A 26,249-nucleotide genomic window follows, 5' to 3' on the forward strand; every position below is an offset into this window, starting at 1 on the left:
GCCGGCGCTCAGTCGGACAGCACCAGCGCATGCATCACCACGGCCGGACTGCCGAGCGTGCCGACGATTCTTTTTTGCGGCAGGGGGCTGAGCTTGACCAGCAGTGGCGTCATGAAGACACCTTCCCTCAGGGCCTCCTCGGGCCGATCGAACACATCGACAATCTCGATGTCGTACCGCCCCGGAAATCGGTCGTCGCAGAAGGCGTTGAGGTTTGCCAGGGCGAGCACCGAATTCGGCGTGTCGCCGGCAACGTAGAGGCGGAAGCGGACGACGGGCACCGGCGCCATTGTGGTGGCCAGCTTCATCGGGCGCCTCCTTCCGGCACGTCACCCCCGCGAAGTTCGCGCATCCGCGCGCGGCGCCGCAGCAGTTCGCCCTCCCGGCTTTCCCGGGTGCGCGCCAGCAGGGTCTTCTCGACCTGCTTGGCCAGCAATTCCGTTTGCAATGACTTGGCGCGTACTTCCAGCACCGCCTCTTCGGCGTCGAGCCGCACCAGGTTCAATTTCCCGGCCACCTCCGCCACTTCCTGGGCCACGCGTTCGGCGCTTTCCTTTTCCCACCGCATGGTGCCCATGAGGACCTCCCCGCCAGCCGTATAGATGTCCGCCAGCGTCACGCCCGCATCACTCAGGATCAGTTCCCGCACCTGGTTGGAATGGGCCGTTCCGCGCGATTTGATGATGGACATGCCACGGTTGCGCTCGCCTGCCTGCACGAGGTAGCTCAGGTGGATCCAGGTGTCCGCCAGCGTCGAGATCTGCAGTGGCGTGCTGGCACCGTGTCCCGCTCCGGTCATCTCGTCGAGCAGGCTGGTGCACATCAAGGTGATGCCGTCCGCCTTGGTCCAGTCGATCAGCCGTTCCGCGACACCGTGCGCAGTCAACTCGTTGCCGGATTTGGACAGCGTCGACACCGGGTCGATCACGACGCAGCGTGCCCCGTGCTCCTGGGTCAGGGCCTTGATCCGGACCAGCAGCGTCTCGGCGCTGCCGGTGATCGTCCGGGCTGAAACCATCCGCAGGAGGCCGTTGGCGACGTACTGCTCCAGCAGGATTCCAACCGATGCCAGATTCCGCATGATCTCCGCCCCGTCCGAATCGAAGCTCACGAACAGCGTTTTCTCCCCGCGCGCGCAGGCGGCCTGCGCAAAGGCGCCACTCAGCGTTGTCTTGGCGGTGCCCGGAAATCCGGTGATCAGTACGCTGGCGCCACGGTAATAGCCGCCCCCCAGCATGGTGTCCAGGCGCTCCACGCCACTGGTCACCCGTTCATGGGTGACGCTCGCATCGGCCCGGCCGAGTTTGCGCGCGATCGCGACGTTGAATCCGGTCGCCCCGATCACGAACGGCGACTCGTTTTCATCGAAACCCGAACCGCGGTATTTCTGCACGCGCAGGTTTCTCTGGGAAACGCCCAGCATCACCCGGTGATTGAGCAGCACGGCGCAATCCACCATGAACTGCATGAACCCGAATTCCCGCGCAGCCAGGCCTTCCCCATCACCGTCGTTCTTGGCCGTGATCAGCCCCGTCAGCCCATGCTGCTGGAGCCAGTCGTGCAATCGGTAGACCTCGCGTCGCCTCGATGCGGCGTCGGGCAACAGGGAAAGGAGGATGTCGAGCGCGTCGAACACGATGCGGCGCGCGCCCATCCTGGCGACTTGCGCGCCCAGGGCGGCGAGCATCCCGCCCAGGTCGAAACTGCCGTCGTGGACGAGGTCGGGTGCCGGCCGCGCATCCAGCAGGAACAGGCTGTCGGGCTGCAGGGCCGCCAGGTCGCGTCCGAAGCTTTCGAAATTCTTGACCAGGCGCCCGGGCGCCTCCTCGAAGGCGACGAAGATGCCCGGTTCCCGGTGGGTCTCCGCGCCGTGGACGAGGAACTGCAGGCCGAAGATGGTCTTGCCCGATCCGGGACCGCCGACCAGGAGCGTGGTCCGTCCCAGGGGCAGTCCCCCTCCGGTCATCTCGTCGAAGCCGGAGATACCCGTGGGCGCCTTGGTGACCAGTTGATTCCCGCGATCCATTGCCAACTGCCTTTTCGTGGTGATGACCTGCTTATGCAGGGCGCGGGCATGCCGGTCTGTCCGATAGCGTACGGACGTATCGCGCAGACGTCAGGGGTGGGGCCAGGCGGGTATCGGGATGCGACGCGGAAATTTCTCCGACGATTTCGGCGTGATGCCGCCGACGGCTAGCAGCAGCTGCACCCGCCGCCGCACCGCATGCGGGGGTAGGCGCCGTTGCCGCCCGAGGCGCGCTCCGTGGCAGCCATCATGCGGCGGGTCGAAGCGGCGGTGCCCGCGAGCGCCGGCACGCCGCCGATGACGCGCGCGGCCGGCTGGCCGCACGCCGGGCACTCGGCGGGTTCGTGCCGCAGGGACATGGGCCGCAGCACGGCAAACTCGCCGCAGTCCGCACAGCCGTATTCGTAGGTGGGCATGGTGGGACTGTTCCACGTTCCGGCCGAACCGGGTTGTAGGAGCAGGGCGCTAGCTGGCACGGGCGGGTGGAATTCGCTTGACGGGTAAGATTCCCCAGCGCCAACGGTTGAACTTGCCATGACCTCCGAATCCGCCGGCGAGCTAGCCCCGCCCAGCAAGCCGGACGCGCAGGAAGCGCAGTTGCACCGGCTGGCGGCACGCTGGCGGTTTGTCTTGCGCACCCTGTTCATCGTGCTGGCGGTGCTGCTCTGGGTGGCATTCCTCGAGGACGCGTCACACGAGCATCGCCAGGCCGTGAGCGCGGTGGCCGGGCGGGACGCCAACCTCGCCACCGCCGTCGAACACTATGCGGTGCGGGTGCTGGGCACGGCGCAAGCGGTCAACCGGCTGCTGGGGCAGCAGGTGGTGCAGCGTCGCGACATGGAGACCATCGATGCGATGGTGGCCGACCGTCTGCGGGCCAACGACGTGTTCTTCGAACTCGGCCTGTGCCTGGCGGATGGCCGGGTACTCACCCATGCACGCTCGGGGCCGCGCCTGTCGGCAGCAGCGTGCGCGGGCATGCTCGCGAACACGCCCGCGGCGCCCGGCATTGCGGTCCTGCCCACGCTTCAGACCGCCACCCGGCTGTTGGTTCCCTTGGCCTTGCCCATTGCGGATGCCAACGGCAAGCGGCTGGCCGTCGCGGTGGCCCTGTCGCCGGCCGAGTCCATGCTGCGCGTGATGCAGTCGGTGGTGCTGCACGACGATACGGTGGTGCTCGTCCTGGGTGCGGACGGACTGCCGCGGGCGGCGTGGAGATCGCGCAGCGGCCACGTCACCGAAGCGGATGGCTTTGCCGCGCTGGCGGACCTGGTACGGCGCGACACGCGCGCGCAGATCGATGGCCGGACGTACCTGGTTTCCACGCGCACGGATGGGCCGGGTGGACTGCAGGTAAAAGTGGCTTCCGCCAGCGACGACGCGCTGGGCGGTTTCCACGCCCGGCGTGCGCGGCTGCTTGCCCTGTGCGCGCTGGTGACGATCGGGCTCGCCGGTGTGTACCACCTGCTCGCGCGCATGCAGGCCGAGGGCATCGGGCGATCGCGGGCATTGTTCCAGGCCCGCCGCGACCTGGAGCAGGCCAATGAACGCCTCGATCGCGAGGTGCAGGAGCGCACCGCGCAGCTCGAGCACGCTTATCGCGACCTCGAAACCTTCTCCTACGCCGTGGCGCACGACGTGCGCGCGCCGCTGGCCAGCATCGCCGGTTTCGCGGGCGCGCTGCAGGCCGGCCTGGCCGCCGACGGCAACGAGAAGCACCAGCACTACCTGCGGCGCATCCAGTCGAACGCGGCGCACATGGACGAACTCACCCGACACCTGCTGGAACTGGGGCGCCTGACCCGATTGCCGATCGAGCGCCAGCCGGTCGACCTGAGCGCGTTGGCGGGCGAAGTGCTCGATCGCCTGCGGGAAACAGAGCCGCAGCGCAACGTCGTCACCGAGATCGAGCGCGGCCTCACGGCGCACGGCGACCGGGCGCTGTTGCGCCAGGTGCTGGAGAACCTGCTGGGCAATGCCTGGAAGTTCTCGTCGAAACGAGCCCAGGCCCACATCGCGTTCCACCGCGACCCCGGCGCCGCCACGCCGGGCGAAACGGTGTTCGTCGTCCAGGACGATGGCCAGGGTTTCGACAGCGACCAGGCGCCCGGCCTGTTCCAGCCGTTCCGGCGCATGCACGATCGCGAAGAGTTCCCCGGCACCGGCGTCGGCCTGGCGACGGTGCAGCGCATCGTGGCCCTGCACGGCGGCCGGGTGTGGGCCCGGTCGCGCCGCGACGAAGGCGCGCGGTTCTGCTTCTCGCTCCCGGCGTCGGCGGAATGAAAAACGCCACCCGAAGGTGGCACGTCGTCTAAGCCGCTGGGCTTAGCTCCAGATCTCTTCGGCCAGGTCGGCGGCCTTCTCGGCGCCCGTACGCACGTTCTGGATGTGCCGCTGCGTTTCGATGGGCAGGTCGGTCGTGTTGGTACCGTCCCACTTGTTGCGGCCCTTGACGGAGAGGTTGTAGTAGATCGACACGCCTTCGCGCATCTTCAGCGCGTACTGGTCCGGCGTCAGCTTCAGGTGGGCGATGCGGTCCGAGGCCCACTGCGCACCGTGCTTCATGTTGATGGCGGCGAAGTACACGGCCTGCACCGGGTCGTTGGGGTCCTTGAGTCCCAGGCCCTTGGCGGTGCGCGGCTCGAACTGCGCCAGGCCCATGCTGGCGACGCCGTTCTTGCCCATGCCGCTGCGCGGGATCCACGACGTCTCTGCGTTGATCAGGCCGTAGACGTCTTCGTACGACAGGCCCACCTTGTGCAATCCTGCGCGCTCCGCCGCGGCCTGGGCCAGGAGGAGGCAGGACTCTTCGTCCAGCGTCTGCACCCGCTCGCCGCCGTACTTCACCGCGACCCACTTCATCTTCGCGCGCAGCTCTTCTTCGCTGTTGAAGGCGATCGACACCACGGCCGGCTTCACCGCGGCGACAGCCGCGGCGGCGGTGGTGCCGGCAGGCGTCGCGGCCGCCGTGGCAACCGCGACGACGGGGGCGACCCCATCGACGGCAACCTGAGACCACTCGCCGGCAAAACCACCCACGCCGATCACGGAGAGCATGACGGCGGTCCAGGCGGCGGTGGTATGGATATGCATGAGTCCCTGTTGGCTGACTTGTGTAGGAGGCTTCCGATGGAGATGTAGGAAACCTCTAAGTTCGAAGCTCAGGCAGGGACTTTTTCAGGATTGCGGGCTTCAGCGCGCGCGCTTGCGCCGAATGGGCGACGAACGGGAAGGCCGGACGCGCTAGCGGCCGCGCAACGCGGCGTCGAGCTCGGCAAACTTTTCGGTGCCGACAGCGTCGAGGATCTTCGGCGCCAGCGCCCGCAAGGCTTCGAAACTGCCCGCGGCTTCGACGGCCAGGTTCAGTCGCACGCCGCGCAGGCCCAACCCGGCGGTGAGCCTGGCGGCCACCGGGTAGGCCGCGGTGTAGCGCTCTTGCGCAGTGGCGTGCCGCGGTGTCTCGTCATTGGCGGACGGCGTGACGGGCTGGGTGCCGCCGGCAGCGACCACGCCGAGCTGGAACAGCAGTTCGATGTCGGCCCGGGTCACCCCCGCGGCACTGGTCGCCGTCAACACGTCATCGACGCTGCGCTTGCCGTCGATGAGGATGAATGCGGCGCGCTGGCGCGGGGTCAGGCTGACCGAGCGGTCCTTCAACACCTGGTGGCCGGAAGCAGTCTTGGCAGGAATCATGGGGTCTCCCGTAACGAAAGCCCAGTTTCGGGAAACGGGCGCAGCCCGGCCATAAGCGGTGAACCGTATCCCCTTAAGAAAATTCCTCCTAGCTCTTCGGTTCGTCCTTGTCAGAGGCAAAGGTGTGGCGCACGCGGCCTTCCTTGGGCGACGGCTCCTTCTTCGCCACCGCGGTTCGCGCGCTGCGCTTCTTGGCTCCGGTCTTCGGTTCGGCCCTGGCGATGGCGGTCTTGCCCTTGGCGGAGGCCTCGGGCTTCTTCCGCGAAGCGATGACCCGTTGGCGCGGCGCGGCCCGCGGCCTCTCGGCGGCCAGGGTGTCGTGCCAGCCGTTCTGTGCCACCACCCAGCGGCGCAGCTTCTGCGCATCGGCCAGCCGCGCGCCGTTGGAGTCGGCGTCCAGCATCACCATCACCAGTTCGTGCCCCGCCACCTTGGTGAGCATGGTCAGGCAGCGCCCGGCTTCGACGATGTAGCCGGTCTTCTGCAGTTCGATGTCCCAGCCCGCCGCATCGTTGCGCACCAGGCGATTGGAATTGCGGTACTGCAAGGTGCGGCCGCCCAGCGTCGCGACATGGTCCTCTTCCACGGAGAACTCGCGCAGCAAGGGGACCTTCGAGGCCTCGCCGACCAGCAGCGCCAGGTCGCGCGCCGTGGACCGGTTGCCGTTGGACAAGCCGGTGGGGTCGACGTAGGTGGTGTTCGCCATGCCCAGCTTGCGGGCCCGTGCGTTCATCGCTTCCAGCAACTTGGGCAAGCCGCCGGGGTAGGCCCGCCCCAGCGCGTGGGTGGCGCGGTTCTCGCTGGACATCAACGCCAGGCGCAGAGCCTCCTCGCGCGTGAGCCTGGTGCCCACGCGCAGGCGCGAGCGGCTGTGGCGTTCCCGGTCCACATCGTCATCGGTGATGGTCAGCACTTCGTCCATGGGCTGCTTGGCTTCCACCACCAGCAGGGTGGTCATCAGCTTCGTCAGCGATGCCATGGGCAGGATCGCCTGGTCGTTCTTGCGCACCAGCACTTCGCCGGTGGTGCGGTCGACCACCAGCGCGGCGCTGGAGCTGAGCTTCAGGGGGTCCGGCGCCAGGTGCAGCCCGGCAGCGCGGCCGAAAGACAAGGTGGGGCCGGAGGGGCCCACCGCGTTGTTGCTGCGGTCGGTTTCCGCCTCTTCCGCCGGCACCTCCTCGGTCCCGGCCGCCGGGGCGGCAGCCTGGTTGTCCGGCGACACGGCCGGCGCTGGAGCCCCAGACGGGGCCGCAGCCGGGTCGGAGGTCGTGACGGTGGCTGGGAGCGGCTGTGCCTGGCGATCCTGCCAGGCCAGGGGCACCAGCGCGCCCGCGGCGATCAGGGCGGCAAGCAGGACGGCCAGGGCGTAGGTTCTTTTGCGGGGTGTGCGCATCGTGGCTTTGTTCCTTGCGCGAACTCTACCCACCGGCTGGGCTTCGCATCGCCCCAAACGGACGAAGCTTGTGTAGTCCGCAGTCGATATGCACCTCTGGCGGCACATGTCATTAGCGCAGGCGGCATTGCGCCGGACCGTGCACTGTGCCAGATTGGAGCCACCCACCCCCAAGGAGACGCCTTGCTTTTTCCCACAACGATCGTCGGCAGCTTCCCCCAGCCCGATTGGCTGATCGACCGCGCCAAGCTGGCCGGCCGCTTTCCGCCCCGGGTGCGCGCGAGTGAACTGTGGCGGCTGCCGGAGCCGTACCTGTCGCAGGCGCAGGACGACGCCACGCTCATCGCCATCCGGGCGCAGGAGGACGCCGGCCTGGACATCGTCTCCGACGGCGAGATTCGCCGCGAGAGCTATTCGAACCGCTTTGCAACGGCGCTCGAGGGCGTGGACCTCGACAACCCGGGCACGGCGCTCGACCGTTCCGGCCACCCCAACCCGGTTCCACGCATCGTCGGGCGCATCCGCCGGCGGCGGCCCGTGGAGGTGGACGACCTGCGCTTCCTGAAGGCGAACACCACGCGCATGACGAAGATCACGGTGCCGGGCCCCTTCACGATGCTGCAGCAGGCGCAGAACGACTTCTACAAGGACGAGGCGGAGGCCGCGATGGACTACGCCGTCGCCGTCAACGCCGAGATCAAGGACCTGTTCGCGACGGGCGCCGACGTGGTGCAGATCGACGAGCCCTACATGCAGGCGCGGCCGGAGAAGGCGCGGCAGTACGGGCTGGCCGCACTGAATCGCGCACTCGAGGGGGTGCAAGGCACGACCTGCGTGCACATCTGCTTCGGCTATGCCGCCATCATCCACCAGCGGCCGACCGGCTACTCCTTCCTGCCGGAGATGGCCGGCTGCAGCTGCAAGCAGGTGTCGATCGAAACCGCGCAGTCGCACCTGGACACCAAGGTGCTGCGTGAGCTGAAAGGCAAGCAGGTGCTGGTGGGCTGCCTCGACCTGTCCGACGAGCACGTCGAGTCGCCGCAGGAAGTCGCCAAGCGCGTTCGCCGCGCACTGGAGCATGTGGCGCCCGAGCAGGTGGTCCTGGCGCCCGACTGCGGCATGAAGTACCTGCCGCGCGCGGTGGCCCAGGGCAAGCTCAGTGCCATGGTGCAGGCGGCGCAGTTGCTGCGCAAGGAATACGGCGGCTGATTCCCTCCGGCGGTCCCAGGCATGTTTGTCGGGGACAATCGGGGCATGCCTGCTTCGCTGATCCGCTACCTGCCGGGCAGCGCCCCCGTGGTGCTCGATTCGCCGCACAGCGGCGTGGACTATCCGGCAGATTTTCGGCCCGCTGTCGATCTCGCCACGCTGCGGCGCGCCGAGGACACCCACGTCGAAAAGCTCTACGACTTCGCGCCGTCGCTCGGCGTCGCCTGGATCGAAGCGCTGTTTCCTCGCAGCTACCTCGACGCCAACCGCAACACCACCGAACTCGACGTCGGCTTGCTGGCCGACGCATGGAACGAACCGCTGTCCGACGACCCCGCGGTGCTGTCGAAGATCCGCCTCGGCAAGGGGCTCATCTGGCGCTGCACCGATGAGGGCCTGGACATCTACGACCGCAAGCTCACGGCCGCCGAGGTGCGGCAGCGCATCGCCGATTGCTGGCAGCCGTACCACGCCGCCGTGGCCGGCGCGATCGAAGCGGCCCACGCGCGGCACGGCTACAGCATCCACCTGAATTGCCATTCGATGCCGGCCGTGTCCACCAGCCACTCCACCGACTTTCCGGGGCTCGTGCACGCCGACTTCGTGATCGGCGACCGCGACGGCACCACCGCGTCGCCGGCCCTGTCGCGGCTGCTGTGCGACTGGCTGCGCGCGCTGGACTACGACGTGGAATACAACCACCCGTACAAGGGCGTCGAGCTGGTGCGCCGCTACGGCAAGCCGGAGGCCGGCCGCCACAGCATCCAGGTGGAAATCAACCGCAAGCTGTACATGGACGAGGCCACCCTGCAGACCCACACCGGTTTCGACCGCCTGCATGGCCACCTGCGCGAGATCGTGCAGCGCCTGCTCACCACGGACCCGCGGACGCTGCGCTGATGGACCGGGTCGATGCCGTCGTGATCGGCGCGGGGGCGGTCGGCCTGGCCGCGGGCCGCGCGCTGGCGCAAGGCGGCCGCGAGACGATCGTGGTGGAGGCGCAGCCCGGCATCGGGCAAGGCGTGAGTTCGCGCAACAGCGAGGTGATCCACGCCGGGCTGTACTACACGCCCGGCTCGCTGAAGGCCAGGCTGTCGGTGCGGGGCAAGGACCTGCTCTACGCGCTGTGCGCATCGCATGGCGTGGACCATCGCCGCTGCGGCAAGCTGACGGTGGCCAACAGCGAGGAAGAGGCGCAGGCGCTGCGCGGCTTGCAGGACCGCGCCGCCGCGAACGGCGTGCCCGTCGCCTGGTTGTCGAAGGAGCAGGCGCAGGCCATGGAGCCCGCGCTGCGCTGCATTGCGGCGCTGCATTCACCCACCACCGGCATCGTCGACAGCCATGGCTTCATGCTGGCCTTGCAGGGTGACCTGGAGCGCGCCGGCGGCATGGTGGCGCTGGGCACGCAGGTGGTGTCCGCCACGTTGTCCGCGCGCGCGGGGCAGCCGCACGTGCTGCGCTTCGCCGACGGCGCCGAGCTGGCCGCCGGCGTGGTCGTCAATTCGGCGTCGCTGCACGCCTGCGCACTGGCGCGGCGCTTCGAAGGACTGGACGCCCGCTTCGTCCCGCGCGAATGGTTCGCCAAGGGCAATTACTACGCGCTGTCCGGCAAGGCGCCATTCACGCACCTGATCTATCCGGCCCCTTCCGATGCGCACCTCGGCACGCACCTCACGCTGGACCTCGGGGGGCAGGCGAAATTCGGGCCGGACCTCGAATGGCTCGACGTGGGCTCACCGGAGCAGATCGACTGGCGCGTCGATCCCGCACGCGCCGATGCCTTCTATGCCGAGGTCCGGCGCTACTGGCCCGGCTTGCCGGATGGCGCGCTGGCTCCCAGCTACAGCGGCGTGCGGCCGAAGATCCACGGGCCGCACGAGAAGGCCGCGGACTTTCGCATCGACGGCCCCGCCCTGCACGGCGTGCCCGGTCTCGTCAACCTGTTCGGCATCGAATCGCCCGGCCTGACCAGCGCGCTCGCGATCGCCGAAGTCACCGCCGGGTTGCTGCGTCCAGCTTGAACGCGCGGGCGATCTCGTCCACCAGCGCCGGGCCGCGGTAGATGAGGCCGGTGTAGACCTGCACCACGTCCGCGCCGGCGCGCAGCTTCGACAAGGCGTCGGCCGCGCCCAGCACGCCGCCGACACCGATGATGGGGAAATCGCTGCCGAGCGCGGCGCGCAACTGCGCGATCACGCGGTTGCTGGCATCGAGCAGCGGGCCGCCGCTCAGGCCGCCGGCTTCCTGCGCGTGCGCCAGGCCCTGCACGCGGTCGCGCGCGATGGTGGTGTTGGTGGCGACCACGCCGTCCATGGCATGGCGGCGCAGCGTCGCGGCGATCACCTCCACCTGCGTCGCGTCCAGGTCGGGCGCGATCTTGACGAACACCGGCACCCGGCGGCCGTGCCGCGCCGCCAGTTGCTCGCGCCGTCCCGCGACCGCGGACAGCAGCGCATCGAGCGCCTCGTCGCCCTGCAGCGCCCGCAGGTTCTTCGTGTTCGGGCTGGAGATGTTGACGGTGACGTAGTCCGCGTGCGGGTAGACGCCCTCCAGGCAGGCGAGGTAGTCGCCGGTGGCGTCCTCGATGGGCGTGGCCGCGTTCTTGCCGATGTTCAGTCCCAGCAAGCGCCCCTGCGCGCGGAACGACGAACGCTGCACGTTGGCGACGAAGGCGTCGAGGCCTTCGTTGTTGAACCCGAGGCGGTTGATCAGCGCGTTGGCGTCCGGCAGGCGGAACATGCGCGGCCGCGGGTTGCCCGGCTGCGCCCGGGGCGTCACGGTGCCGACCTCGACGAAGCCGAAGCCCATGGCCCCGAGCGCATCGATGCAGCGGGCGTTCTTGTCCAGCCCGGCGGCCAGGCCGACGCGGTTGGGGAAGCGCAGGCCGGCCAGCTCGATCGGGTCGGGCACGAAGCCGTTGCGGTAGGCCCATTGCAGCGGCGTGCGCTGCATCCGCTCGAGGGAGCCGAGGGTCAGTTCGTGCGCGGTTTCCGGCTCCAGGCCGAACAGGAAGGGGCGGGCGAGGGCGTAGGGGAGGAGGGACATCCGATAATTCCGGCTTCGACAGTCAACCGGGGATTGTGCGTGACGCAGGATGAACTCAAGACATTGGTGGGCCGGGCGGCGCTGAAGTACGTGGTGCCGGGGGAGATCGTGGGCGTCGGCACCGGCTCCACGGTCAACAAGTTCATCGAGGCCCTGGCCACGATGAAGGACCAGGTGCCCGGCGCCGTGTCCAGCTCCGTTGCGTCCACGGAGCGGCTCCAGGCGATCGGCGTGCGCGTGTTCGACCTGAACGAGGTGGGCGAGCTGGCGGTCTACATCGATGGCGCCGACGAGATCGACGGGCGCGGCCACATGGTCAAGGGCGGCGGCGCGGCGCTCACGCGCGAGAAGATCGTCGCCGCGCAGTCGCGGCGCTTCATCTGCATCGCCGACGACTCCAAGCGGGTGGAGGTGCTCGGCCGCTTCCCCATCCCGGTGGAAGTGATCCCGATGGCGACGCAACGCCTGGTGCGCCAGTTCGCGCTTCAAGGCGGCACCGCCACAGTGCGCCTGAAGGACGGCCAGCCGCTGGTCACGGACAACGGGCAGCACATCCTGGACGTGACCGGCTTGCAGGTGCGGGAGCCGCTGGCGTTCGAGACGCAGGTGAGCCAATGGCCCGGCGTGGTCACGGTGGGCGTGTTCGCCCACCAGAAGGCCGCGGTGTGCCTGCTCGCCACCCCTGGCGGCGTGCAGACGATCGCGTACTAGAAGCGGATGCCGGTCGGGTTGGCCGGCGACTGGGTCGAATCCCGCGACGGCAGTTCGGCGCGCGCCGGAGCGGGCGCCTCGGGCGCCGCGGCCTCCCGCACCTGCACGGGCACCAGCGCCGAGGGCTGCGGGTTGCGGAACGTCGGCGGCAATTGCGACGTCTTCGGATAGCCCGCCGCATCGAGATACTGCGTCCACTCGGATTCGGAAAAACCCGCCAGGTGCTGCCCGCCCAGGGTGGCGAACGGCACGCGCGGCTGGCCGGCGATCTTCTGCAGGGCGTCGATGTCCTCCTGCGTGGTGACCGTCCGCTCGGTGAAGGGAACGCCCCGCTGCGACAGGAAGCTGCGCGCCGAGTTGCACGGCGAGCAATCGCGGCTGGTGTACAGCGTGAAGGGGAAGCGGGTGGCGGCGTTGCGAAGGTCCAGCGGCAAGGTCGCCGTGCTGGAGCCCGGCGCGGCCGGCATCTGGACGGAGTTGCCCGCCTTGGCCTTGCCGTCCGGCGGCGGCCGGTCGGAGAAAGTCACCTTGCCGTCGGGCCCGACGATGCGGAAAACCTGCGCCGAAGCCGGCAAGGCGCACAGCGCGGCGCAGCCCAGGATCGCGGCCCCTGCGGCCAGTTGCACAGACAGCATCTGATACCCCCCGTTCTTCACCTCATTGTGTCAGGCCATCCCCTGGTGCCGCAACAAGGCATCGAGCGTCGGTTCGCGGCCGCGGAAGGCCTTGAACGACTCCATCGCCGGCCGGCTGCCGCCCGCCTCCAGGATGGCCTGCCGGTATTTTCGGCCGGTGGCAACGCTCGGCATACCGTCCTTACCGGCTGTTTCCTCGAAAGCGGCATAGGCGTCGGCGCTGAGGACTTCGGCCCATTTGTAGCTGTAATAGCCTGCCGCGTAGCCGCCGGCGAAGATGTGGCTGAAAGTGTGCGCCATGCGGTTGAAAGCCGGCGGATGCAGCACGGAAACCTCGTCGCGAACCTGTTGCATGAGGGCCATGAAATCGCCGGCCGGATCGTGTTCAGAATGCAACAGCATGTCGAACAAGGCGAACTCGATCTGCCGCAAGGTCGCCAGGCCGCTCTGGAAATTCTTGGCCGACAGCATCTTGTCGAACAGGTCGCGGGGCAGCGGCTCGCCGGTGTCGACATGCGCCGTCATGTGCTTCAGCACGCCCCATTCCCAGCAGAAGTTCTCCATGAACTGGCTGGGAAGCTCCACCGCATCCCACTCCACGCCGCTGATGCCCGAGACGTCACGCTCGTTCACGCGCGTCAGCATGTGGTGCAAGCCATGGCCGCATTCGTGGAAGAGGGTGATCACGTCGTCGTGCGTCAGCAGCGGCGGCTTGCCTTCCACGCCTTCGGCGAAGTTGCATACCAGGTGCGCGATGGGCGTCTGCACCCGGCCGTCGTCGGGGCGCAGCCAGCGGGCGCGCACGTCGTCCATCCAGGCGCCGCCCCGCTTGCCGGTGCGGGCGGAGGGGTCCAGGTAGAACTGGCCGACCAGTTCTCCTTCCCGCTCGATGCGGTAGAACTCCACCGACGGGTGCCACGCGGGCGCGTGGTCGCGGCGGATCACCACCTCGAACAGCGTCTCGACGATCTTGAACAGGCCGGCCATGACCTTCGGCGCGGTGAAGTACTGCTTGACCTCCTGTTCGCTGAACGCGTAGCGCTCTTCCTTCAGCTTCTCGCCGATGAACGCCCAGTCCCAGGCCTGCGGATCGGCGATGCCCAGTTCCTGCAGCGCGAACTGGCGCATGTCGTCCACGTCCTTCTGCGCGTAAGGACGGGCGCGATGCCCGAGGTCGCGCAGAAACTGGACCACCTGCTTGGGCGACTCCGCCATCTTGGCGACCACGGAGACTTCGGCGAAATTGTCGAAGCCGAGCAGCCTGGCTTCCTCGCGCCGCAGCGCCAGGATCTCGCGCACGAGCGGTGTGTTGTCGAACTTCGGGTCGCCCTGGTCGCTGGCGCGCGTGACGTAGGCGCGGTACAGCCGCTCGCGCAGCGTGCGGTTGCGGCCGAACTGCATCACGGGCAGGTAGCTGGGCATCTTCAGCGTCAGCTTGTACCCCTCGCGGCCTTCCGTTTCCGCCGCCGCGCGGGCGGCCTGCACGACGTCCGCGGGCACCCCGTCGAGCTCGTCTTCGCCCGCGTAGTAGGAGAAGGCGTCGGTGGAGTCCAAGGCGTTCTCGCTGAACTTCTGGCTCAGCTCGGCCTGTCGCTCCTGGATCTGCGCGAAGCGCTCCTTGGCGGCGCCCACGAGTTCGGCGCCGGACAGGGTGAAATTGCGCAAGGCGTTCTTGTGGGCCTGGCGTTGCTCCGGCGTGAGCTTGGCCGGGTCGATCGCCTTGTACTTGGCGTAGAGCTTCTCGTCGGAGCCCAGGCGCGTCCAGAACTCGGTGACGCGGGGCAGCGCCTCGTTGTAGGCGGCGCGCAGCTCCGCGGTGTCCGCGACAGCGTTGAGGTGACCCACCATGCCCCAGGAGCGGCTCAAGCGCTCCGTGGCGACGTCGAGCACGCGGGCGATGGCGCCCCAGTCGGCGGCAAAGTCAGCCTGCGTGACAGCGGCCAGCGCCTGGTCCGCCTGGCCCAGCAGTTCGTCCATGGCCGGGGCGACGTGCTCGGGGCGCACCTGGTCGAAGAGGGGGAGGTCCTTGAAGTCGAGGAGGGGGTTGCTCATGCTGGTCATTTTGCGACAGATGGGCGCTCTTCAATGTCAGCCACCGATTGGCAATCGTGATGGCGGCGATCAAACCCAACATCCGGACGCAGAAGACGCAGAAGTTACGCAGAAGACGCAAAAGAAGCCCAAATACCCTTTTGGCTTTTTCTGCGTCCTCTGCGTAACTTCTGCGCCTTCTGCGTCCGGTTGTTGGCCTTAAACGCTGGCGCGTTCCGCTGCTTGCAAAGTGTTGATCAACAGCATCGCCCGGGTCATCGGGCCCACGCCGCCGGGCACCGGGGTGATCCAGCCTGCGACTTCCTTGACGCCTTCGAAGTCGACATCCCCGCACAACTTGCCTTCGTCGTTGCGGTTCATGCCCACGTCGATCACGACGGCGCCCGGCTTGACCATGTCCTTCGTCAGCACATTGCGCTTGCCGACCGCCGCCACGACGACGTCCGCTTGCAGCGTCATCGCCTTCAGGTCCCTGGTGCGGCTATGGCATATCGTCACGGTCGCATCCCGCCCCAGCAGCATCATCGCCATCGGCTTGCCCACGATGTTGCTGCGGCCGATGACCACCGCGTGCTTGCCCTTCAGGTCGTAGCCGATGGAGTCGAGCATCTTCAGGCAGCCATGGGGGGTGCAGGGCCAGAAGCCCGGCTGGCCGACCATCAGCGCGCCGGCGCTGGCGACGTGGAAGCCATCGACATCCTTGGCCGGCGAGATCGTCTCGATCACCTTGTGGCTGTCCATGTGCCTGGGCAGCGGCAACTGCACCAGGATGCCGTGCACCGACGGGTCGTCGTTCAACGCCCGGATGCGGGCCAGCAGGTCGGCTTCGGGCAGCGTGGTGGGGTGGCGCTCCAGCGCCGCGTGCAGCCCGGTCTGCTCACTGTCCGCGACCTTGTGCTTCACGTACACCTGGCTGGCCGGGTCGTCGCCCACCAGCAGGATCGCCAGGTGCGGCTGGATGCCGCGCGCCTTCAGGGCCTGGGTGCGGCCCGCGGCTTCGGCGCGGACCTGCTTGGCAAGCGCGTTGCCATCGATGATTTGCGCAGTCATGAAAATCAAGTCAAAACAGCCGGACGCAGAAGGCGCGAAAGTTACGCAGAAGACGCAGAAGAGTCAAAAAAACCTTGATGGATTCTTCTGCGCCTTCTGCGCCTTCTGCGCAGTTTCTGCGTCTTCTGCGTCCGGTATCCGATTCTCAACCCTTGGGCGGCTGCTGTCCCAGGGCGATCTTGAGGAGGTCGGCCACCGTGTTGGCGTTCAGCTTTTCCATGATGTTGGCGCGATGCGCTTCCACCGTCTTGATGCTGATGCCCAGGTCGTCGGCGATCTGCTTGTTCAGGCGGCCGGCCACGATGCGCTCGAGCACCTGGGCTTCGCGCGAAGTGAGCTTCGACAGCAGGGCGTCGCGGCTGGCGGCGCTCTGGAAATCGGCGAAGGTGTCCTTGGCCCGCTCCAGCATGCGCTCGACCAGGCTCACCAGCTCGTCTTCCTTGAAGGGCTTCTGGATGAAATCCATCGCGCCCTTCTTCATGGTGTTCACCGCCATCGGCACGTCGCCATGGCCCGTGATGAAGACCACGGGCAGGGGAGACTTGCGTTCGACCAGCCGGTCCTGCAACTCGAGGCCGGTCATGCCGGCCATGCGGATGTCGACGATCAGGCAGGCCACCTCTCGCGGGTCGTAACGGGCCAGGAAGGACTCGGCGGAGTCGAAGCAGCGGACGCGGTAATCCTTGCCTTCGAGCAGCCATTGAAGGGAGTCGCGCACGGCTTCGTCGTCGTCGACAACGTACACGGTGCCCTTCTTGGGAATCAGAGACATTCGTAAAACCTCCGCACTTCGCGCTCCGGTTCAATTCGGCTTGGGGCGGCCCGGCGCCTCATATCGTTGTCACCCCGGCGTCCTTGCCCACTATCGGATTGGTAGCACCCGAGACCGGTATCCAGAAGGAAAAGCGGCACCCCGAGACTTCGCTGCCATTGTAGATGTTCTCCGCCTGCATCCTGCCGTGGTGCGACTCCACGATGGTGCGGCACAGGTTCAGGCCGATGCCCATGCCCTCGGCCTTGGTCGAGAAGAACGCTTCGTACAGCCGTTCCATCACTTCGGGAGCCAGGCCTGCGCCGGAATCGAGCACCGAAAATTCGACGACGCTCTGCACGCCTTCCTGCTTGGGCACCACGCGCAGTTCCACGCTGCGCCGGCCCGGCGGGCGGCCCGCCTGCTCGATCGCTTCCGCGGCATTGCGCAGCAGGTTGATCAGCACCTGCTCGATCAGGATCGGATCCACCATCAGGTGCGGCAGGCGCGCGGCCACGTAGTGCGACATGCGCACGTTGCGCCGCCGCAGCTCGATGTCGGCGAGCTCCATCGCCTCGCTGACCATCACGCTCACGTCCGACAGAGTGCGGTTCGGCTCGCTGCGCTTCACGAAGGACCGGATGCGCTGGATGATCTGGCCCGCGCGCTGCGCCTGGCGCGCCGTCTTGTCCAGCGCCGCCAGCATGTCCTCCTCGCTGATCTGCCGCCCCTTGATGCGCGACATGAGGCCGTTGCAGTAATTGCTGATGGCCGTCAGCGGCTGGTTCAGCTCGTGCGCCACGCTGGACGCCATCTCGCCCATGGTGATCAGGCGGCTGGCGGACTGCGCGCGTTCCGCCTGCGCGGCCGCCAGTTCCTCGGCCACGCGGCGCGAAGTGATGTCGGTGGCGATGACCATCTGCGCCAGCCGGCCGTCCACCCAGTTCAGGTAGCGTGACCGCACCTCCAGCCACTTGCCGAGTTCCGGCACGAAGATTTCCGCGTTCTCGGAGGCCGCGGTCATCAACGTGTTCGTCGGCAGGCCGACCAGCGAGTCCACGTTGTCGAGCGAATCCTGCGTGGCCGCGGGGTGCTCGCTGGTGCCGGCCTGGGCCACCATCTGCAGGTGGCCGCCGGCGCGGCCGCCGAACCACAGCCGGTACAGCTTGTTGGCGAACAGCAGCTCCTCGCTGCCCAGCGGCGCCACCGACACCGAGGCGTCCAGCGCTTCCAGCACCGTCGTGAAGCGTTCGTGCGAAGCCTGCAGCTGCTCGCGGATGCGGGTGGGCTCGGTGATGTCGGTCATCGACGTCATCCAGCCGGTCTGGTGGCCCTTGGCGTCCACCAGCGGCGAGACGTACAGCCGCGCGTCGAACAGGCTGCCTTCCTTGCGCTTGACGCGCACCTGGAAGCCGCCCTGGATCGTGCGGCCCTTGAGCTCGTCGTCCAGCCGCGCTGCCAGCAGCTCGCGGTCCTCTTCCGGCCAATAGGGGAAGGGCGGGGTGCGGCCCACGAGCTCTGCCTCGCTCCAGCCCGTCATCTGGCAGAACGCGGCGTTGACGTAGGTGATGCGGCCGTGCATGTCGAGCGCCCGCATGCCCGTGAGCATCGAGTTCTCCATCGCCCGCCGGAAGTTGGTCTCGGCCATCAGCGCCTGCTGCGCCTGCATGCGCCGTCGCGTGTGGCGCCAGTTGGCGATGAGCATCCAGGCGGTCATCGCCGAGAGGGCGCCCACCAGCCAGAACAGGCCGCTGCCGATCACGCCCAGGCCGGTGCGGTAGGCCTGCGCGCGCACGAGCAGGCCGTTACCCACCGGCGAGACCGGCACTTCGTATTCGTTCGGCTGCGCGGCCCACGGCAGGAACTGGGTGGCCGGGTTGCGTGGCGGCACCGAATTGCCGGCGATGATGCGGCCCTTGGCGTCCAGCAAGGCCACCGCGTACTTGGCCGACACTTCGGCCGGCACCCCGTAGCGCAGCAGGCCGTCGATGGAGTACTCGCCGAGGATGATGCCGGCGAACTTGCCCTGGTCGGCCAGCGGCACGTGCAGTTGCAGCAGCCCCGAGCTGTCGGGCCCGGCCACCGGCTGCGAGTACACCGGCTGCTGGAGGTCGCGCGCCAGGCTGTAGATGGTTTCGGTTTCGCCCGGCCGCAGCACCTCGCCCTTGTTGCGGGTCTGGTTGGAGCTCAGGCTCGGCGCCGCGTAGCCCGCCTTGACGCGGCGCCGCTCGTCGATCCAGGTCAGCATGAGCAGCTCGGGGTACTGGGCCAGCATCGACTCCGAGCGCACCACGAACTCCTCGGCGTCGACCTCCTTGTTGGAGATGTCGCGCGCGATGCGCATCAGCTGCTCCTGGCGCTCCAGCAGCCGCAACCTCAGCCGCTGCTGGGCGTACTCGACGTCCCGGCGGACCGCCTCCTGCTCGCGGTCCATTTCCTCCAGCCTCAAGTACCAGAACGCGGAGATGATGGCGGCGAGGAACAGCACCACCGCCGCCAGCGGCGCCAGCATCGCGAAGCGATCCTGCCGGGTCGGCGTCTGCCGGCGCCACCAGTGGCGCCACCAGTCGGGGATGGGTTCCTCGGAGGGCAGTTCCGAGGCGGGAGAGTCTTGCATCAGTGGTGGTAGTTTAGGCGGGGAGGCGCGCATGCCTGCAACGCACGCATGAAAGGTGCCGTCCAAGGCAATTCACATTATGAAACTGAGTGGCACCATTTGAAATCTAGCGGAAGTTATGCGACACTCCCGCCGCGTGCGGGCTGGCCGTACTAAATTCACGAACCCCAGGAGACAAACAACATGTCCGCACAGCCCGACAACCTGTTCGGCTCGGCAGCCAACGACGCAGACGCGCAGGAGACGCGCGAATGGGTGGATGCCTTGTCGGCCGTCATCGCCGCGGAGGGCCGCGAGCGCGGGCACTTCCTGCTGGAGCAACTGCTCGAGGAGGCGCGCCAGCAAGGCATCGACATGCCCTTCTCGGCCACCACCGGCTACGTCAACACGATCGAGCCGCAGGACGAGGAACGCTGCCCCGGCAACCTGGAGATCGAGGAGCGATTGCGCGCGTTCATGCGCTGGAACGCGATGGCGATGGTGGTCAAGGCGAACCGCCTGCATCCCGCCGACGGCGGTGACCTCGGCGGCCACATCAGTTCCTTCGCGTCGCTGGCCACCATGCTCGGCGCGGGCTTCAACCACTTCTGGCACGGCGAGAGCGCGGACCATGGCGGCGACTGCCTCTACATCCAGGGCCACAGCTCGCCCGGCATCTATGCCCGCGCTTTCCTGGAAGGCCGGCTGAGCGAGGAGCAGTTGCTGAATTTCCGCCAGGAAGTGGACGGCAAGGGGCTCTCGAGCTATCCGCACCCGAAGCTGATGCCCGACTTCTGGCAGTTCCCCACGGTCTCCATGGGCCTGGGCCCGCTGATGGCGATCTACCAGGCCCGCTTCCTGAAGTACCTGCACGCCCGCGGCATCGCCAACACCGAGAACCGCAAGGTCTGGGCCTTCCTGGGCGACGGCGAGATGGACGAAGTGGAATCGCTGGGCGCCATCGGCGTCGCTGCGCGCGAAGGGCTGGACAACCTGATCTTCGTCGTCAACTGCAACCTGCAGCGCCTGGACGGCCCGGTGCGCGGCAACGGCAAGATCATCCAGGAGCTCGAAGGCGAGTTCCGCGGCGCCGGCTGGAACGTGATCAAGCTGATCTGGGGCAGCTACTGGGACCCGCTACTGGCCCGCGACAAGGATGGCATCCTGCGCAAGATCATGATGGAGACGCTGGACGGCGACTACCAGGCCATGAAGGCCAACGACGGCGCTTTCGTGCGCAAGAACTTCTTCGGCCGGCACCCGAAGGCGCTGGAGATGGTCGCCAAGATGAGCGACGAGGACATCTGGCGCCTGAACCGCGGCGGCCACGATCCGCAGAAGGTGTACGCGGCTTTCCACAAGGCGGTGAACACCAAGGGCCAGCCGACCGTGCTGCTGATCAAGACGGTCAAGGGCTTCGGCATGGGCAAGGCCGGCGAGGGACGCAACATCGCCCACCAGGCCAAGAAGCTGGACGACGACGACATCCGCATCTTCCGCGACCGTTTCAACATCCCGATCCCCGACGACAAGCTGGCCGACATCCCGTTCTACAAGCCGGACGCGAACACGCCCGAGATGCAGTACCTGCAGGCGCGCCGCAAGGCCCTGGGCGGCTACCTGCCGAAGCGCCGCGCGAAGTCCGACGAGCAGTTCAAGGTGCCGGGGCTCGACGCCTTCAAGGCCGTCACGGACCCGACCGCGGAAGGCCGCGAGATCTCCACCACGCAGGCCTACGTGCGCTTCCTCACCGCGCTGCTGCGCGACAAGGAGCTTGGCCCCCGCGTCGTGCCGATCCTCGTGGACGAGGCGCGCACCTTCGGCATGGAAGGTTTGTTCCGCCAGATCGGCATCTACAACCACGAGGGGCAGAACTACACCCCGCAGGACCGCGACCAGGTCTCCTACTACAAGGAAATGGTCAACGGCCAGATCCTGCAGGAAGGCATCAACGAAGCCGGCGGCATGGCCAGCTGGATCGCCGCGGCGACCAGCTACAGCACCAGCAACCGCGTGATGATCCCGTTCTACATCTACTACTCGATGTTCGGGCTGCAGCGCGTGGGCGACCTGTGCTGGGCCGCCGGGGACATGCAGGCGCGCGGCTTCCTGCTGGGTGGCACGTCGGGCCGCACCACGCTCAACGGCGAAGGCCTGCAGCACGAGGACGGCCACAGCCACGTGATGGCGGGGACGATCCCCAACTGCGTCAGCTACGACCCGACTTTCGCGCACGAAGTCGCCGTGATCATGCAGGACGGCCTCAAGCGCATGGTGGAGAAGCAGGAGAACGTCTTCTACTACATCACCCTGCTGAACGAGAACTACCCCATGCCCGGCCTGCAGCCCGGCACCGAGGAGCAGATCGTCAAGGGCATGTACCTGTGCAAGCCCGGCGACGCCGGCAAGCTGCGCGTGCAGCTGCTCGGCTCGGGCACCATCCTGCGCGAGTCCATCGCCGCGCAGGAGTTGCTGGCCAAGGAGTGGGGCGTGCATGCCGACGTGTGGAGCTGCCCGAGCTTCAACGAGCTGGCCCGCGACGGCCTCGACTGCGATCGCCACAACCTGCTGCACCCGACGGCGGCGGCGCGCGTGCCCTTCGTGACGCAGCAGCTCGAGCGCCATGCCGGCCCGGTGGTGGCCTCCACCGACTACATCAAGCAGTACGTGGACCAGATCCGCGCCTTCATTCCCAAGGGCCGCGCGTACAAGGTGCTCGGCACCGACGGTTATGGCCGCAGCGATTTCCGCAGCAAGCTGCGCGAGCACTTCGAGGTCAACCGCCACTACATCGTGGTGGCGGCGCTCAAGGCGCTGGCCGAGGACGGCGCGGTGCCGGTGGCGAAGGTGGCGGAAGCCATCCACCGCTACGGCATCAAGGCCGACAAGCTGAACCCGCTGTACGCCTGACGCCCGTCCCCCCGAACAACGAGAAGGCCCGCGCTCGGGCCACGGAGAACAAGAAACATGGCCCTCGTCGAAGTGAAGGTCCCCGACATCGGGGACTTCGAGGAAGTCGCCGTCATCGAACTGCTGGTCAAGCCCGGCGACACGCTCAAGGCGGAGCAGTCGCTGGTGACCGTGGAGTCCGACAAGGCGTCGATGGAAATCCCCTCCAGCCACGCCGGCGTGGTGAAGGAGCTGAAGGTCAGGATCGGTGACAAGGTCAAGCAGGGGACGGTGATTGCGATGGTGGAGGCGGAGGGTGCTGCGGCATCTTCTTCCCCTGCCCCTGCGACAGCGGCGCCGTCGAAAGCTGCAGCGGCCCCGGCACCCCAAGCGCCCCCAGCGCCCCCACCCCAACCCTCCCCCGGTGGGGGAGGGAGCCAGAGGATCGAGATCAAGGTCCCCGACATCGGCGACTTCAAGGACGTCGCCGTCATCGAATTGCTCGTCAAGCCGGGCGACACCGTGAAGGCGGAGCAGTCGCTGGTGACCGTGGAGTCGGACAAGGCGTCGATGGAGATCCCGTCGTCCGCGGCCGGCGTGGTGCAGGAACTGAAGGTGAAGGTCGGCGACAAGATCAATATCGGGGATCTGCTGGCGGTGTTGCAGGGTCAGGGCAGTGCCGCGGCCGGCCCCTCACCCCAACCCTCTCCCCCGAGGGGAGAGGGAGGAAGTCCGGTTGCTTCCCCTGCGCCCTCTCCCGCTGCAGCGGCAGAGGGCCGGGTTGAGGGCAGCCGCACGCCTCCCACCGCCGCCCTCCCGCCGCACGAACCCGCCACCCCCACCGGCACGCTGCCGCACGCGTCGCCTTCCGTGCGCAAGTTCGCGCGCGAACTCGGCGTGCCGCTGCAGGAAGTCAAGGGCACCGGCCCGAAAGGACGGATCACGCAGGAAGACGTGCAGGGCTTCACCAAGTCGGTGATGGCGGGCGATGCGCGCACCAAGGCTGCCGCGGCCAAGGCGCCGGCCGGCGGCGGGGGCGGCGAGGCGCTGGGCCTGCTGCCGTGGCCGAAGGTCGACTTCACGAAGTTCGGTCCCGTCGAGCGCAAGCCGCTGTCGCGCATCAAGAAGATCAGCGGGGCCAACCTGCACCGCAACTGGGTGCTGATCCCGCACGTCACCAACCATGACGACGCCGACATCACCGAGCTGGAAGCTTTCCGCGTCCTCACGAACAAGGAGAACGAGAAGTCCGGCGTCAAGGTGACGATGCTGGGCTTCCTGATCAAGGCTTGCGTCGCGGCGCTGAAGAAGTTTCCCGACTTCAACAGTTCGCTCGACGGCGAGGACCTGGTGGTCAAGGGCTACTACCACATCGGCTTCGCGGCGGACACGCCCAACGGGCTGGTGGTGCCGGTGATCCGGGATGCCGACAAGAAGGGCGTGCTCGCGATCAGCCAGGAAATGGGCGAGCTGGCGAAGAAGGCGCGCGACGGCAAGCTCAGCCCTGCCGAAATGTCGGGCGCCACTTTCACTATTTCGTCACTCGGCGGTATCGGCGGCCGGTACTTCACGCCCATCATCAACGCGCCGGAAGTCGCTATCCTTGGCGTGTGCAGGTCCCAGACCGAACCGGTGTGGGATGGCAAGCAGTTCCAGCCGCGGCTGATGCTGCCTCTGTCGCTGTCGTGGGATCACCGGGTGATCGACGGCGCGTCGGCGGCGCGCTTCAACGCCTACCTGGGGCAGATCCTGGCGGACTTCCGTCGCGTCCTTCTCTAAGAACAAAAAGTCGATGACAACTGTAGTGGTGGTGAAGAAAGCGGGGCAGATCGCCATCGCGGCCGATACCCTGGTCACCTTCGGCGACACCCGCCTGGCGCACCGTTTCGAGAACAACACCAAGATCTTCAAGGTGGAGACCGACGAGGGCACCAGCTTCATCGGCATGGCCGGGACGGTGGCCCACTTCCCGGTGCTGCGCAAGGCGATGGGTTCGATGCCGCGCGAGATCCTGCGCCTGAGCAGCAAGGACGATGTCTTCGACACGTTCACCAAGCTGCACCCGTACCTGAAGGACAACTTCTTCCTGCAGACGAAGGAAGAGGACAGCGATCCGTACGAGTCCAGCCAGTTCAGCGTGGTGATCGCCAATCCGAGCGGCATCTACGGGCTGTACAGCTACCGCGAGGTGTTCGAGTTCAAGGAATTCTGGGGCATCGGGTCCGGCCGCAGCTTTGCGCTGGGTGCGATGCATGCCGCCTACGCCAAGGCGAAAACCGCGAAGGAAGTGGCGGAAGCGGGCATCGACGCCGGTTGCGAGTTCGACCGCAACTCGGCGCTGCCGTGCGACCTCTTCACGGTGAAAGCGAAAGAACAAAAATGACCGCCGCGACGGAAGTGAAGGTTCCCGACATCGGGGACTTCGAGAGCGTGTCCGTGATCGAGGTGCTGGTGAAGCCCGGCGACACCGTCAAGCTCGAACAGTCCCTGGTGACCGTGGAAAGCGACAAGGCCTCCATGGAAATTCCTTCCACCCATGCGGGGGTGGTGAAGGAATTGCGGGTGAAGGTGGGGGACAAGGTGGCGGAGGGAACGGTGCTGTTGACGGTCGAAGTCAGCGGCGCCGCGGCCAGCCCCTCACCCCAACCCTCTCCCCAGGGAGAGAAGAAAACCCCCTCTCCCGCCCCAGCGGGAGAGGGCCGGGGTGAGGGCGGTGGCGCGCCCATCCCTGCGGGGAGCTATAGCGGCGGCGTCGACCTCGAATGCGACATGCTCGTCCTGGGCGCCGGGCCCGGCGGCTACTCCGCCGCTTTCCGCGCCGCCGACATCGGCATGAAGACGGTGATCGTCGAGCGCTACGCCACGCTCGGCGGGGTGTGCCTCAACGTCGGCTGCATCCCGTCGAAGGCCCTGCTGCACGTGGCCGCCGTGATCGACGAGGCGAGCCACATGGACAAGCTGGGCATCAGCTTCGGCAAGCCGACCATCGACCGCGGCATGCTCAAGGCGCACAAGGACAAGGTGGTCGGCAAGCTCACCGGCGGCCTGGCGGCCATGGCGAAGATGCGCAAGGTGACGGTGGTGCGCGGCAACGGCAGCTTCCTCGATGCCCACCACCTCGAGGTGCAGGAAACGACGGGCACCGGCGCCGAGACCACGGGCAAGAAGCAGGTCATCCGCTTTCGCAACGCCATCATCGCCGCCGGCTCGCAGGCCGTGCGCCTGCCGTTCATGCCGCAGGACCCGCGGGTGGTGGACTCCACCGGCGCGCTCGACCTGGCGACCGAGCCGAAGCGCATGCTGATCCTCGGCGGCGGCATCATCGGCCTGGAAATGGGCACGGTGTACTCCACGCTCGGCGCGCGGCTCGACGTGGTGGAAATGCTCGACGGCCTGATGCAGGGCGCGGACCGCGACCTGGTGCGCGTGTGGCAGAAGATGAACACGCCGCGCTTCGACAACATCATGTTGAAGACCAAGACCGTCGGCGCGGAGGCGACCAAGGACGGCATCCTGGTGCGATTCGAGGGCGAACAGGCGCCCAAGGAGCCGCAGCTGTACGACCTGGTGCTGCAGGCCGTGGGCCGCAGCCCCAACGGCAAGAAGATCGGCGCGGACAAGGCGGGCGTCACCGTCACGGACCGCGGCTTCATCCCGGTGGACATCCAGATGCGCACCAACGTGCCGCACATCTTCGCCATCGGCGACGTCGTCGGCCAGCCGATGCTGGCGCACAAGGCGGTGCACGAGGGCCACGTCGCCGCGGAAGCCGCCGCCGGCGAGAAGAGCACGTTCAACGCCCGCGTGATCCCCAGCGTCGCCTACACGGACCCCGAGGTCGCGTGGGTGGGCCTCACCGAAGACCAGGCCAAGGCGGAAGGCATCGCCATCAAGAAGGGCCACTTCCCCTGGACGGCCTCCGGCCGGGCAATCGCCAATACCCGCGACGAGGGCTTCACCAAGCTGCTGTTCGACGCGCAGACGCACCGCATCGTCGGCGGCGGCATCGTCGGCACGCATGCCGGCGACATGATCGGCGAGGTGGCGCTGGCCATCGAGATGGGCGCGGACGAGATCGACATCGGCAAGACGATCCATCCGCACCCGACGCTGGGCGAAAGCATCGGCATGGCCGCCGAGATCGCCCACGGCACCTGCACCGACGTCCCGCCGGCGCGCAAGTGAACGCTGCGCGGCGC

21 protein-coding genes are annotated in these 26,249 nt (G+C 67.6%); 9 read left to right on the forward strand and 12 right to left on the reverse strand.

The features are described 5' to 3' along the window. Nucleotides 1-8: 8 nt before the first annotated feature. From WG902_RS01850 to WG902_RS01860, 3 genes are all read right to left on the reverse strand, one after another. Nucleotides 9-308, reverse strand: a complete 300-nt coding sequence (locus WG902_RS01850) for a circadian clock KaiB family protein (RefSeq protein ID WP_340058189.1) — start codon at nucleotides 306-308, stop codon at nucleotides 9-11. Then, entirely contained in the window at nucleotides 305-2,026 is a 1,722-nt protein-coding gene (kaiC, locus tag WG902_RS01855; RefSeq protein ID WP_340058190.1) for a circadian clock protein KaiC, read from the reverse strand. Before kaiC ends, WG902_RS01850 begins: the two co-directional genes overlap by 4 nt. A 167-nt stretch (nucleotides 2,027-2,193) precedes the next feature. Then, complete coding sequence (locus tag WG902_RS01860; RefSeq protein WP_340058191.1) at nucleotides 2,194-2,442, reverse strand: FmdB family zinc ribbon protein; 249 nt, start codon at nucleotides 2,440-2,442, stop codon at nucleotides 2,194-2,196. A 118-nt stretch (nucleotides 2,443-2,560) separates the two neighbouring features. Here WG902_RS01860 and WG902_RS01865 point away from each other — a divergent pair, with 118 nt between their 5' ends. Then, on the forward strand, nucleotides 2,561-4,309 hold the full coding sequence (locus tag WG902_RS01865; RefSeq protein WP_340058192.1) for a sensor histidine kinase: 1,749 nt from the start codon (nucleotides 2,561-2,563) through the stop codon (nucleotides 4,307-4,309). 42 nt (nucleotides 4,310-4,351) lie between these two features. Here the strand turns inward: WG902_RS01865 and WG902_RS01870 are convergent, their stop codons facing one another. The 3 genes from WG902_RS01870 to WG902_RS01880 form a co-directional block, all read right to left on the reverse strand. Further along, nucleotides 4,352-5,119: a hypothetical protein gene (locus WG902_RS01870; RefSeq protein ID WP_340058193.1), complete on the reverse strand. Its 768-nt coding sequence runs from the start codon at nucleotides 5,117-5,119 to the stop codon at nucleotides 4,352-4,354. 150 nt (nucleotides 5,120-5,269) lie between these two features. Further along, a complete protein-coding gene (locus WG902_RS01875) occupies nucleotides 5,270-5,719 on the reverse strand; it encodes a hypothetical protein (RefSeq protein ID WP_340058194.1) in 450 nt (149 codons plus the stop codon). 88 nt (nucleotides 5,720-5,807) lie between these two features. Beyond that, nucleotides 5,808-7,112 (reverse strand): D-alanyl-D-alanine carboxypeptidase family protein, encoded by a 1,305-nt coding sequence (locus WG902_RS01880; RefSeq protein ID WP_340058195.1) that lies wholly within the window; start codon nucleotides 7,110-7,112, stop codon nucleotides 5,808-5,810. A gap of 183 nt (nucleotides 7,113-7,295) precedes the next feature. Between WG902_RS01880 and WG902_RS01885 the strand changes: the two genes are divergently transcribed. From WG902_RS01885 to WG902_RS01895, 3 genes are read left to right on the forward strand one after another with little or no spacing between them, the layout of a single operon-like run. Then, nucleotides 7,296-8,321: a uroporphyrinogen decarboxylase family protein gene (locus WG902_RS01885; protein WP_340058196.1), complete on the forward strand. Its 1,026-nt coding sequence runs from the start codon at nucleotides 7,296-7,298 to the stop codon at nucleotides 8,319-8,321. A gap of 45 nt (nucleotides 8,322-8,366) precedes the next feature. Beyond that, a complete protein-coding gene (locus tag WG902_RS01890) occupies nucleotides 8,367-9,221 on the forward strand; it encodes an N-formylglutamate amidohydrolase (RefSeq protein WP_340058197.1) in 855 nt (284 codons plus the stop codon). Further along, the gene (locus WG902_RS01895; protein WP_340058198.1) at nucleotides 9,221-10,342 is read left to right on the forward strand and encodes an NAD(P)/FAD-dependent oxidoreductase; all 1,122 of its coding nucleotides are present in this window, start codon (nucleotides 9,221-9,223) and stop codon (nucleotides 10,340-10,342) included. Before WG902_RS01890 ends, WG902_RS01895 begins: the two co-directional genes overlap by 1 nt. On the opposite strand, the gene WG902_RS01900 is transcribed toward WG902_RS01895, so the two are convergent. Next, nucleotides 10,314-11,366 carry a quinone-dependent dihydroorotate dehydrogenase gene (locus tag WG902_RS01900; protein WP_340058199.1) on the reverse strand — a complete coding sequence of 351 codons (1,053 nt, stop codon included), beginning with the start codon at nucleotides 11,364-11,366 and terminating at the stop codon, nucleotides 10,314-10,316. The genes WG902_RS01895 and WG902_RS01900 overlap by 29 nt on opposite strands. 39 nt (nucleotides 11,367-11,405) lie before the next feature. On the opposite strand from WG902_RS01900, the gene rpiA reads away from it, so the two are divergent. Then, a complete protein-coding gene (gene rpiA / locus WG902_RS01905; RefSeq protein WP_340058200.1) occupies nucleotides 11,406-12,077 on the forward strand; it encodes a ribose-5-phosphate isomerase RpiA in 672 nt (223 codons plus the stop codon). Here the strand turns inward: rpiA and WG902_RS01910 are convergent. From WG902_RS01910 to WG902_RS01930, 5 genes are all read right to left on the reverse strand, one after another. After that, nucleotides 12,074-12,712, reverse strand: coding sequence for a glutaredoxin family protein (locus WG902_RS01910; protein WP_340058201.1), 639 nt, complete (start codon nucleotides 12,710-12,712; stop codon nucleotides 12,074-12,076). The genes rpiA and WG902_RS01910 overlap by 4 nt on opposite strands. 30 nt (nucleotides 12,713-12,742) lie before the next feature. After that, nucleotides 12,743-14,764: a M3 family metallopeptidase gene (locus WG902_RS01915; protein WP_340058202.1), complete on the reverse strand. Its 2,022-nt coding sequence runs from the start codon at nucleotides 14,762-14,764 to the stop codon at nucleotides 12,743-12,745. Between the two features lie 198 nt (nucleotides 14,765-14,962). Beyond that, nucleotides 14,963-15,814, reverse strand: a complete 852-nt coding sequence (folD, locus tag WG902_RS01920; RefSeq protein ID WP_340058203.1) for a bifunctional methylenetetrahydrofolate dehydrogenase/methenyltetrahydrofolate cyclohydrolase FolD — start codon at nucleotides 15,812-15,814, stop codon at nucleotides 14,963-14,965. 145 nt (nucleotides 15,815-15,959) lie between these two features. After that, nucleotides 15,960-16,586, reverse strand: coding sequence for a response regulator transcription factor (locus WG902_RS01925; protein ID WP_340058204.1), 627 nt, complete (start codon nucleotides 16,584-16,586; stop codon nucleotides 15,960-15,962). A 58-nt stretch (nucleotides 16,587-16,644) separates the two neighbouring features. Continuing rightward, nucleotides 16,645-19,182: a PAS domain S-box protein gene (locus tag WG902_RS01930; RefSeq protein ID WP_340058205.1), complete on the reverse strand. Its 2,538-nt coding sequence runs from the start codon at nucleotides 19,180-19,182 to the stop codon at nucleotides 16,645-16,647. A 183-nt stretch (nucleotides 19,183-19,365) separates the two neighbouring features. Here WG902_RS01930 and aceE point away from each other — a divergent pair, with 183 nt between their 5' ends. From aceE to lpdA, 4 genes are read left to right on the forward strand one after another with little or no spacing between them, the layout of a single operon-like run. Beyond that, nucleotides 19,366-22,071, forward strand: coding sequence for a pyruvate dehydrogenase (acetyl-transferring), homodimeric type (aceE, locus tag WG902_RS01935; RefSeq protein ID WP_340058206.1), 2,706 nt, complete (start codon nucleotides 19,366-19,368; stop codon nucleotides 22,069-22,071). 57 nt (nucleotides 22,072-22,128) lie between these two features. Next, nucleotides 22,129-23,829, forward strand: a complete 1,701-nt coding sequence (aceF, locus tag WG902_RS01940; RefSeq protein WP_340058207.1) for a dihydrolipoyllysine-residue acetyltransferase — start codon at nucleotides 22,129-22,131, stop codon at nucleotides 23,827-23,829. A 13-nt stretch (nucleotides 23,830-23,842) separates the two neighbouring features. Continuing rightward, nucleotides 23,843-24,433: an MFS transporter gene (locus WG902_RS01945; RefSeq protein ID WP_340058208.1), complete on the forward strand. Its 591-nt coding sequence runs from the start codon at nucleotides 23,843-23,845 to the stop codon at nucleotides 24,431-24,433. Beyond that, nucleotides 24,430-26,235: a dihydrolipoyl dehydrogenase gene (gene lpdA, locus WG902_RS01950; protein WP_340058209.1), complete on the forward strand. Its 1,806-nt coding sequence runs from the start codon at nucleotides 24,430-24,432 to the stop codon at nucleotides 26,233-26,235. The genes WG902_RS01945 and lpdA overlap by 4 nt, the downstream gene beginning before the upstream one ends. The last annotated feature ends 14 nt before the right edge of the window (nucleotides 26,236-26,249 follow it).

It is taken from the genome of Ramlibacter sp. PS3R-8 (assembly GCF_037572435.1).
Classification (GTDB): domain Bacteria; phylum Pseudomonadota; class Gammaproteobacteria; order Burkholderiales; family Burkholderiaceae_C; genus Ramlibacter.

Excerpts from the sequence above, each read along its gene's own strand:
- WG902_RS01850 (WP_340058189.1), bottom strand. The coding sequence starts at position 308 with ATGAAGCTGGCCACCACAATGGCGCCGGTGCCCGTCGTCCGCTTCCGC.
- kaiC (WP_340058190.1), bottom strand. The coding sequence starts at position 2,026 with ATGGATCGCGGGAATCAACTGGTCACCAAGGCGCCCACGGGTATCTCC.
- WG902_RS01860 (WP_340058191.1), bottom strand. The coding sequence starts at position 2,442 with ATGCCCACCTACGAATACGGCTGTGCGGACTGCGGCGAGTTTGCCGTG.
- WG902_RS01865 (WP_340058192.1), top strand. The coding sequence starts at position 2,561 with ATGACCTCCGAATCCGCCGGCGAGCTAGCCCCGCCCAGCAAGCCGGAC.
- WG902_RS01870 (WP_340058193.1), bottom strand. The coding sequence starts at position 5,119 with ATGCATATCCATACCACCGCCGCCTGGACCGCCGTCATGCTCTCCGTG.
- WG902_RS01875 (WP_340058194.1), bottom strand. The coding sequence starts at position 5,719 with ATGATTCCTGCCAAGACTGCTTCCGGCCACCAGGTGTTGAAGGACCGC.
- WG902_RS01880 (WP_340058195.1), bottom strand. The coding sequence starts at position 7,112 with ATGCGCACACCCCGCAAAAGAACCTACGCCCTGGCCGTCCTGCTTGCC.
- WG902_RS01890 (WP_340058197.1), top strand. The coding sequence starts at position 8,367 with ATGCCTGCTTCGCTGATCCGCTACCTGCCGGGCAGCGCCCCCGTGGTG.
- WG902_RS01895 (WP_340058198.1), top strand. The coding sequence starts at position 9,221 with ATGGACCGGGTCGATGCCGTCGTGATCGGCGCGGGGGCGGTCGGCCTG.
- WG902_RS01900 (WP_340058199.1), bottom strand. The coding sequence starts at position 11,366 with ATGTCCCTCCTCCCCTACGCCCTCGCCCGCCCCTTCCTGTTCGGCCTG.
- WG902_RS01910 (WP_340058201.1), bottom strand. The coding sequence starts at position 12,712 with ATGCTGTCTGTGCAACTGGCCGCAGGGGCCGCGATCCTGGGCTGCGCC.
- WG902_RS01915 (WP_340058202.1), bottom strand. The coding sequence starts at position 14,764 with ATGAGCAACCCCCTCCTCGACTTCAAGGACCTCCCCCTCTTCGACCAG.
- folD (WP_340058203.1), bottom strand. The coding sequence starts at position 15,814 with ATGACTGCGCAAATCATCGATGGCAACGCGCTTGCCAAGCAGGTCCGC.
- WG902_RS01925 (WP_340058204.1), bottom strand. The coding sequence starts at position 16,586 with ATGTCTCTGATTCCCAAGAAGGGCACCGTGTACGTTGTCGACGACGAC.
- WG902_RS01930 (WP_340058205.1), bottom strand. The coding sequence starts at position 19,182 with ATGCAAGACTCTCCCGCCTCGGAACTGCCCTCCGAGGAACCCATCCCC.
- aceE (WP_340058206.1), top strand. The coding sequence starts at position 19,366 with ATGTCCGCACAGCCCGACAACCTGTTCGGCTCGGCAGCCAACGACGCA.
- aceF (WP_340058207.1), top strand. The coding sequence starts at position 22,129 with ATGGCCCTCGTCGAAGTGAAGGTCCCCGACATCGGGGACTTCGAGGAA.
- WG902_RS01945 (WP_340058208.1), top strand. The coding sequence starts at position 23,843 with ATGACAACTGTAGTGGTGGTGAAGAAAGCGGGGCAGATCGCCATCGCG.
- lpdA (WP_340058209.1), top strand. The coding sequence starts at position 24,430 with ATGACCGCCGCGACGGAAGTGAAGGTTCCCGACATCGGGGACTTCGAG.